Source organism: uncultured Intestinimonas sp., assembly GCF_944387245.1.
Classification (GTDB): Bacteria; Bacillota; Clostridia; order Oscillospirales; family Oscillospiraceae; genus Intestinimonas.
Window position 1 is genome coordinate 61,898 of the sequence record NZ_CALXEE010000003.1, and the last position, 7,352, is coordinate 69,249.

The 7,352-nt window shown below is 61.2% G+C and carries 6 protein-coding genes; 3 read left to right on the forward strand and 3 right to left on the reverse strand.

Annotated features, from left to right (window positions below):
• Positions 1-3: 3 nt before the first annotated feature.
• On the forward strand, positions 4-1,362 hold the full coding sequence (locus Q0K15_RS01190) for an MATE family efflux transporter (RefSeq protein ID WP_294510856.1): 1,359 nt from the start codon (positions 4-6) through the stop codon (positions 1,360-1,362).
• A 61-nt stretch (positions 1,363-1,423) separates the two neighbouring features.
• Here the strand turns inward: Q0K15_RS01190 and uxaC are convergent, their stop codons facing one another.
• The 3 genes from uxaC to Q0K15_RS01205 form a co-directional block, all read right to left on the reverse strand.
• A complete protein-coding gene (uxaC, locus tag Q0K15_RS01195; RefSeq protein WP_294510859.1) occupies positions 1,424-2,857 on the reverse strand; it encodes a glucuronate isomerase in 1,434 nt (477 codons plus the stop codon).
• Between the two features lie 104 nt (positions 2,858-2,961).
• Complete coding sequence (locus Q0K15_RS01200; protein WP_294510862.1) at positions 2,962-3,990, reverse strand: sugar kinase; 1,029 nt, start codon at positions 3,988-3,990, stop codon at positions 2,962-2,964.
• Positions 3,991-4,008: 18 nt separating this feature from the next.
• On the reverse strand, positions 4,009-4,968 hold the full coding sequence (locus tag Q0K15_RS01205; RefSeq protein WP_294510865.1) for a bifunctional 4-hydroxy-2-oxoglutarate aldolase/2-dehydro-3-deoxy-phosphogluconate aldolase: 960 nt from the start codon (positions 4,966-4,968) through the stop codon (positions 4,009-4,011).
• 263 nt (positions 4,969-5,231) lie between these two features.
• Between Q0K15_RS01205 and Q0K15_RS01210 the strand changes: the two genes are divergently transcribed.
• Positions 5,232-5,906 carry a GntR family transcriptional regulator gene (locus Q0K15_RS01210; RefSeq protein WP_294510868.1) on the forward strand — a complete coding sequence of 225 codons (675 nt, stop codon included), beginning with the start codon at positions 5,232-5,234 and terminating at the stop codon, positions 5,904-5,906.
• Between the two features lie 195 nt (positions 5,907-6,101).
• Positions 6,102-7,241, forward strand: a complete 1,140-nt coding sequence (locus Q0K15_RS01215; protein ID WP_294510871.1) for a DUF4317 domain-containing protein — start codon at positions 6,102-6,104, stop codon at positions 7,239-7,241.
• The last annotated feature ends 111 nt before the right edge of the window (positions 7,242-7,352 follow it).

A 7,352-nucleotide genomic window follows, 5' to 3' on the forward strand; every position in this document is an offset into this window, starting at 1 on the left:
TCCGTGGGACGTGAGAAGACCATCGATATGACCCGGGGAGAGCCCTTGGGTCTTATCGTGCGGTTTTCCCTGCCCCTTTTGGTGGGCAATGCCTTTCAGCAGCTCTATAATATGGTGGACAGCTGGGTTGTGGGCCAGTTTGTGGGTACCACAGCCCTGGCGGCGGTGGGGATTGCCTTCCCGGTGGTGTTCCTCCTCTCGTCGCTGTTCATCGGCCTGTCCATCGGTGCCAGCGTCATGATCGCCCAGTTCATCGGCTCTGAGGACAGGGACGCCGTCCGCCGCGGCGTGAACACGGTGTACAGTGCCTTCATGGTCAGTATCATCCCCTTGACGGTATTCGGCCTTGCCATCTCTGGCCCCATGCTGCGGCTGATCCAGGTGCCGGAGAATGTCTATGGCCAGGCCCATGTCTATCTGCTGGTGGTCTTCGCCGGCATCATCGGCAGCCTGGGCTACAACATCAACGCCGGCATCCTACAGGGCCTGGGGGACAGCCGGACGCCCCTGCTTTTCCTGGCGGTGGCCTGTATCCTGAATATCGTGCTGGACCTGGTCTTCGTACTGGCCTTCCACTGGGATGTCTTTGGCGTGGCCCTGGCCACCATCATCGCCCAGATCAGCTCCTGGCTGTTTGGTATTTTCTATGTGAACCGGAAATACAGCTACTTTTCCATTCACCCCTTCCGGCTGGCCATAGAGAAGCCTCTTCTCCAGCGGGTGCTGCGGCTGGGGGTGCCCTCTGGCATCCAGCAGTGTCAGCTGGCGGTGGCGGTGCTGGTACTCCAGGCCCTTATCAACAGCTTTGGGGAGCAGTTTGCCGCTGGTTTCTCCGCCGCCAATAAGATCGACACCTTTGCCTTCATGCCCATCGACAGCTTTGCCCTGGCGGTCACCACCTATGTGGGTCAGAACGTGGGGGCGGGCCGGCTGGACCGGGTCAAGACCGGCGTACGGAAGGCCCTGGTGCTGTGCATCGTGGTGTGCGCCGTCATGTCGGCCCTGGTGGTACCCAACTCCGACTTTTTCCTCTCCATCTTCAGCTCCGACCCGGCGGTGATTCAGGCGGGCCGGGCCTATCTGGAGCGGGTCCTCTCCACCATGGTGCTGCTGGCAATCATGTACCCCCTCAACAATGCCCTCCGGGGCGCGGGTGCCGTGGTGACTCCCATGGTGTCCAATATCGTGGCCCTGTGGGTGGCTCGAGTGCCGGCGGCCTACCTGCTGGCCCACTTCTATGGCAAGGAGGCCCTCTACTGGGCCTATCCCATCGGCTGGGCCATCGGTATTCTCATCAGCGGTACCGTCTACCTGCGCGGGCGGTGGAAGCGAGCCTGTCCGGCAGCCCAAATCACGGAATGAAAGAAGCTCCGTTGGAATGGACCATTCCAACGGAGCTTCTTTGGTTTCTTGATGCTATGTGTTACAGGTTGAAGTAACGGGCGGCGTTGTTGTAGCAGATGCCCTCCACGATCTTCTTCAGGGCCTCCTCATCGTTGGGATACTCGCCGTTTTCCACCCAGTGGCCGATGAGGTTGCACAGGATGCGGCGGAAATAGTCATGCCGGGCGTAGGAGAGGAAGGAGCGGGAGTCGGTGAGCATGCCCACGAAGTTGCCCAGCAGGCCAAGGCTGGCCAGGGACTTCATCTGCTCCTCCATACCGGTCTTGGTGTCGTTGAACCACCAGGCGGAGCCGTGCTGGATCTTGCCGGGGATCTCGTCGGACTGGAAGCAGCCCAGCAGGGTGCCCAGCTGGGCGTTGTCGGCGGGGTTGAGGGAGTAGAGGATGGTCTTGGGGCACTCCTCGGTCAGGTCCAGGGCGGAGAGGAGCTGGGCGATGTTGCCGCCGCAGGTGTTCTGGGCGATCATGTCGAAGCCGGTGTCGGCCCCCATGCGCCGGAACATCCGCTCATTGTTGTTGCGCAGGCAGGAGTAGTGGAGCTGCATGACGATGCCCAGGCGGTGATAGGCGCGGCCCAGGTGCAGCAGGAGGGTGGTCTGATAGCCCTCGATCTCGGCCAGGGTCAGCTCCTCGCCGGCCATGGCTTTGCGGAAGGCGGCGTCGGCCTCAGCCATGGTGCAGGCGCGGAAGGGCACGTAGTCCAGGCCGTGGTCACTGGCCCGACAGCCCATCTTGGCAAAGAACTCCAGCCGCTCCACCAGGGCGTCGCAGACCTCCTGGGCGGAGGTAAGCGCGGTCTTGCCCACACTGGCGGCCAGCTTACCCATGTAGTCGGCAAAGCCAGCCTTGTTGATGTTGACGGCCTTGTCGGGGCGGAAGGAGGGGCGGACCTGGAAGGTGATGGTGGGGTCGTTGGCGATCTTCTCATGCCACTCCAGGGAGTCGATGGGGTCGTCGGTGGTGCCGATGAAGGCCACGTTGGCCTTCCGGATGAGGCCGCGGACGGTGAGGCCGGGGTCGTGGCGCAGCTTCTCACCGGTCACGTCCCAGATCTCCTTCACGGTCTTGGGGGAGAGGTAGCCCTGGTAGTCGAAGAACTTCCGCAGCTCCAGGTTGCACCAGTGGTACATGGGATTGCCGATACCCATCTCCACGGCCTCGGCAAACTTCTCCAGCCGCTCCAGGCCGGGCTTGGCGCCGGTGACGTAGTCCTCGCTAACGCCGTTGGAGCGCATGAGCCGCCACTTATAGTGGTCGCCGAAGAAGGTGCCGTCAGGGTTCTCGCCCCCCAGCCACACCTGGGCCAGGTCGTCGAACCGGCGGTCCTCATAGATCTCCTGAGGGGGAATGTGGCAGTGGTAGTCCACCAGGGGGAGGGACTCAGCGTAGTCGTGGAAGAGGTGCTTTGCGGTTTCGGTCTCCAACAGGAAATCCTTGTCCATAAATGCTTTCATGGCGATGGGGACGGCGCCGGAGCGCCGCCGCGAACCTCCTTTTTCAAAAATAACCGTAAGACGGCGCACTCCGCAGGGGGAGGCGCCGTCTGGTTGGTGCGCTATTACCGCTGGATGCGGCCGGAGCCGTCGCCGCCGGCCAGCTTCTCCACCTCGGAGACGGTGACCATGTTGTAGTCGCCCTCGATGGAGTGCTTGAGGGCGGAAGCAGCCACGGCGAACTCCACGGCGTCCTGGGTGGACTTGCCGTTGAGCAGGGCGTAGATAAGGCCGCCGCCGAAGCTGTCGCCGCCGCCCACACGGTCGATGATGTGGAGCTCGTACTTCTTGGAGAAGCAGTACTCGTCGGAGGCCACGTCGTAGAGCATGGCGCTCCAGCCGTTGTCGAAGGCGGAGTGGGACTCACGGAGGGTGATGGCCACCTTTTCAAAGCCGAACTTGTCGGCCAGCTGCTTGGCCACGGACTTGTAGCCCTCGTGGTTCAGGGTACCGGCGTAGATGTCGGTGGCCTCGGCCTCGATGCCGAACACGTCCTTGGCGTCCTCCTCGTTGGAGATGCACACGTCCACGTACTGGCACAGCTCGGTCATGGCCTCCCGGGCCTGCTCGCGGGTCCACAGCTTGCCGCGGTAGTTGAGATCGCAGGAGATCTTCACGCCCTTGGCCTTGGCGGCCTTGCAGGCCTCCTTGCAGATCTCCACCACGTTGGGGCCCAGAGCGGGGGTGATGCCGGTGAAGTGGAACCAGTCCACGCCCTCGAAGATCTTGTCCCAGTCGAAGTCGGCGGTGGTGGCCTCCTGGATGGCGGAGTGGGCGCGGTCATAGATGCACACGGAGCCGCGCTGAGAGGCGCCCTTCTCGTTGAAGTAGATGCCCACGCGGTCGCCGCCCCGGACGATCATGGAAGTGTCCACGCCGTAACGGCGCAGGGAGTTAACAGCGGCCTGGCCGATGGCGTGGGCGGGCAGCTTGGTGACATAGGCGGCGTCCATGCCATAATTGGCCAGGGACACGGCCACGTTGGCCTCACCGCCGCCGAAGGAGAACTCCAGGTGGTCGGCCTGGACGAAACGCTCATAGTTATAGGGCTGGAGCCGGATCATCAGCTCACCGAAGGTCACGATCTTACTCATTATATTTTACCCCTTTCCTTACTTCCGCACAAGATGGATGGCAAAGCCGCCGAAGTCGCCCTGGACATAGATGGCCTTGGTCTTGCCCTTTTCGTCGATCTTCCGGGTGGACTCGTCAAAGGTGACGCCCTGGAGGCCCAGGTGGAAGATGGCACGGTCGATGTTGTTGACGCCGATGGCGATGTGGCCCCGCTCACCGGGGAACTCCACCTTGCAGCACTCCACGGGACCGGCAAAGTCGTAGGAGTTGCCGGCCTTGTAGGGGAAGCCGAAGAGGGCGCAGATGGTCTTGGCGGTGCTGGCGGCCTTGTCGGCGTCGCCGCAGGGGATGCCCACGTGGTGGAGGGAGAAGCCCAGCATGGTCTGGACCGCCTCCTTGCAGATGGCGGTGATCTCGTCCCATTTCTGGCCGTCGATGAGGTCCTTTTTCACCATCCAGGTGCCGCCGCAGGCCACGATCCGGTCGAAGTTCAGGTAGTCCATCATGTTCTTGGTGTTCACGCCGCCGGTGGGCATCCAGCGCAGATTGGTGTAGGGGCCGGCCAGAGCCTTCAGCTTGGCCACGCCGCCGTTCTGCTCGGCGGGGAAGAACTTCAGCACGTTCAGGCCCATGCTCATGGCCTGCTCCATCTCGCCGGGAGTGGCGGTGCCGGGCATCATGAGAACGCCCTTGTCAATGACGTATCGGGTGATCTCGGGGTTGAAGCCGGGGCTGACGATGAACTTGGAGCCGGCGGCGATGGCGCGGTCGGCCTGGTCCTTGGTGAGGACGGTGCCGGCGCCCACCAGCATCTCGGGCACCTCGGCGGAGATGCGGCGGATGGCCTCTTCACCGGCGGCGGTGCGGAAGGTCACCTCGGCGGCGGGCAGGCCGCCGGCCACCAGTGCCCGTGCCAGAGGCACGGCCTGCTCGGCGTCGTCGATGGCGATGACGGGGATAATACCAATTTCATAGATCCTTTGCAGAATTTCGTCCATGTTGCGTTCCTCCTAAAACTGCTCCCTGGATAGTTGGGCCTGCCGATGCATGGCCCGTGTTTGTAGTTATCATTATAATACTTGTATACTAGAAAACAAGTGTCTGAATGATAAAAAATAGAGACCTAATTTTGTGCATCTTGTTGGAGAAACGACGGAAAGCCGGGGTCTTTGACAGAGACTTGAAAAGCTGGTATACTAGTGTCTGTGTTCTGAGGGAGGCTCTCAGGATACTGGATCGGCAAGCAGAGAGGAGAAAAAGCATGCGGCTGACAGAACGACTGCCCAGAGAGACGGGGCGAGACTATGCCCTTCGTACCATTCGGGATAATATCATTCATCTGGAGCTGGCGCCGGGCAGCATGGTCAGTGAGAATGAGCTGGCAGCGGAGATGGGACTTTCCCGGACACCGGTGCGGGAGGCCCTCATTGAATTGTCCAAGGCCAAGATCGTGGAGATCTACCCCCAGAAGGGAAGTGCCGTCTCGCTCATCGACGTCAACCTGGTGGAGGAGTCCCGCTTTATGCGAAAGGTGCTGGAGTGCGCGGTGGTGGAGCTGGACTGTGAGATGATCACGCCGGAGGGACTGCGGCGGCTCCAGGAGAATGTGCGGCTCCAGAAATTCTATCTGGAGAACTATTTCTCCGAGACCCTCATGGAGCTGGACAACCAGTTCCACAAAACCCTCTTTGAGATCGCGGAAAAACCCCAGGTCTATACCCTGATGGACAACATCGCCATCCACTTTGACCGGGTCCGGAACATGGCCCTGAGCAGCGTGAAAAACGGAAAGATCGTCCAGGATCACGAAAACATCACCAACGCCATTGCGGCCCGTGATACTGAAAAGGCAAGAGCCTTGACAGAGGAGCATTTGAACCGCTATAAGATCGACGTCGGAGAAATTCGGGCACAATATCCTGCGTATTTTAAGTGAAATAAAATCACATCTATGCGATAACAGAAAAGGACCCCCGGTGCGGTTTTTGGCTGCACCGGGGGTCCTGCGCCATGATATGCCGGACAAGACAAGGTGCGATTGCATTTCGGATCGAAAGACAGTACAATAGAGACTGCGCGTTCTGCTGGAAAAGCTGGCAGAGGAGACACACGGAAAAGCGAGGTAGGACCAATGAATCAGAAGGAATTGAACGAGCTGCGCCGGCGGTTTCGTGCCGACCGGAGCGCCATCAGCCGGGTGTACGGCTGCTATGTGAACGGAAGCGGGGAGATCATCTCCTATATCGACAGCTCTTTGGGCGCTATGCCCCAGGAGGAGTCGGAAAAATATCTGGGGCTGCTGAAGAAATCCCTCTCCGGCACTCTGGGGAAGAATCTCATCGACATCGTATTCTCCACCCGGCAGGTGGCCGACAGTGAGGAACACCGGCTCCTTATGGGCCTGCGGGACTCCGGCCTGGCCGACAGCACCCTGCGGCAGGCTTTTTATGACAAGGTCATCCACACCCTGGACCTGGAAGGGAGCAATTACCTCATTCTCTTAGGCCACGACGTCTACGACGTGCCCTACCGGGGCAAGGACGACGAGGATCAGGCCGACGCCGGCGACCAGGTCTTTTCCTACTTCGTCTGCTGTGTCTGCCCGGTGAAGGACGGCAAACCCGCCCTGGGCTACTTCCCCGGGGAGAACGAGTTCCACAGCTGCACCCCCGGCCAGATCGTGGCCCAGCCCGAGCTGGGTTTCCTGTTTCCGGCCTTCGACGACCGGGCGGCCAACATCTATAACGCCCTCTTCTACGCCCGGAAGCCGGAGCAGCTCCACCAGGAGTTTATCGACGCCGTCTTCCGCACCGAGCCCCCCATGTCGGCGGCGGAGCAGAAGGAGGCCTTTGAGGGGGCCCTCACCGAGTCCCTGGGGGAGAAGTGCAGCCTGGAGTTGGTCCAGGCGGTTCACCAGGAGCTGCGGGCCAGGATCGAGGAACACAAGGAGAGCCACGACCCGGAGCCCCTGGCCCTGACGGCGGGGGAGCTGGGGCGCATCCTCACCGACTGCGGCGCCGACGAACAGGAGTCCAAGGCCTTCCTGGCCAAGTGCGGGGAGCGCTTCGGGGAGGGGGCGGCCCTGGCGCCGGCCAACCTCATCGACAGCCGCCGCTTTGAGGTCAAGACCGACGAGGTGGTCCTAAACATCGACCCCGAGCACAGCGCCCTGGTGGAGACCAGGATCATTGGCGGCCGGAAGTACATCCTCATCCCCGCTGACGGCGAGGTGTCGGTGAACGGCATCTCGGTGGATGTCACCGGGGAATAAAAAGAGAAAAACGGCTGTGTACCTGCGGTACACAGCCGTCAGCCTGTCGAAAAAGTCCAGCGAAAGCTGGGCTTTTTCGTTTGCAAGAGGTAAAATAGCAATAGGTGGTGA

Coding starts and splice junctions, on each gene's coding strand:
- Q0K15_RS01205 (WP_294510865.1), bottom strand. CDS start 4,968: ATGGACGAAATTCTGCAAAGGATCTATGAAATTGGTATTATCCCCGTC.
- Q0K15_RS01200 (WP_294510862.1), bottom strand. CDS start 3,990: ATGAGTAAGATCGTGACCTTCGGTGAGCTGATGATCCGGCTCCAGCCC.
- uxaC (WP_294510859.1), bottom strand. CDS start 2,857: ATGAAAGCATTTATGGACAAGGATTTCCTGTTGGAGACCGAAACCGCA.
- Q0K15_RS01210 (WP_294510868.1), top strand. CDS start 5,232: ATGCGGCTGACAGAACGACTGCCCAGAGAGACGGGGCGAGACTATGCC.
- Q0K15_RS01215 (WP_294510871.1), top strand. CDS start 6,102: ATGAATCAGAAGGAATTGAACGAGCTGCGCCGGCGGTTTCGTGCCGAC.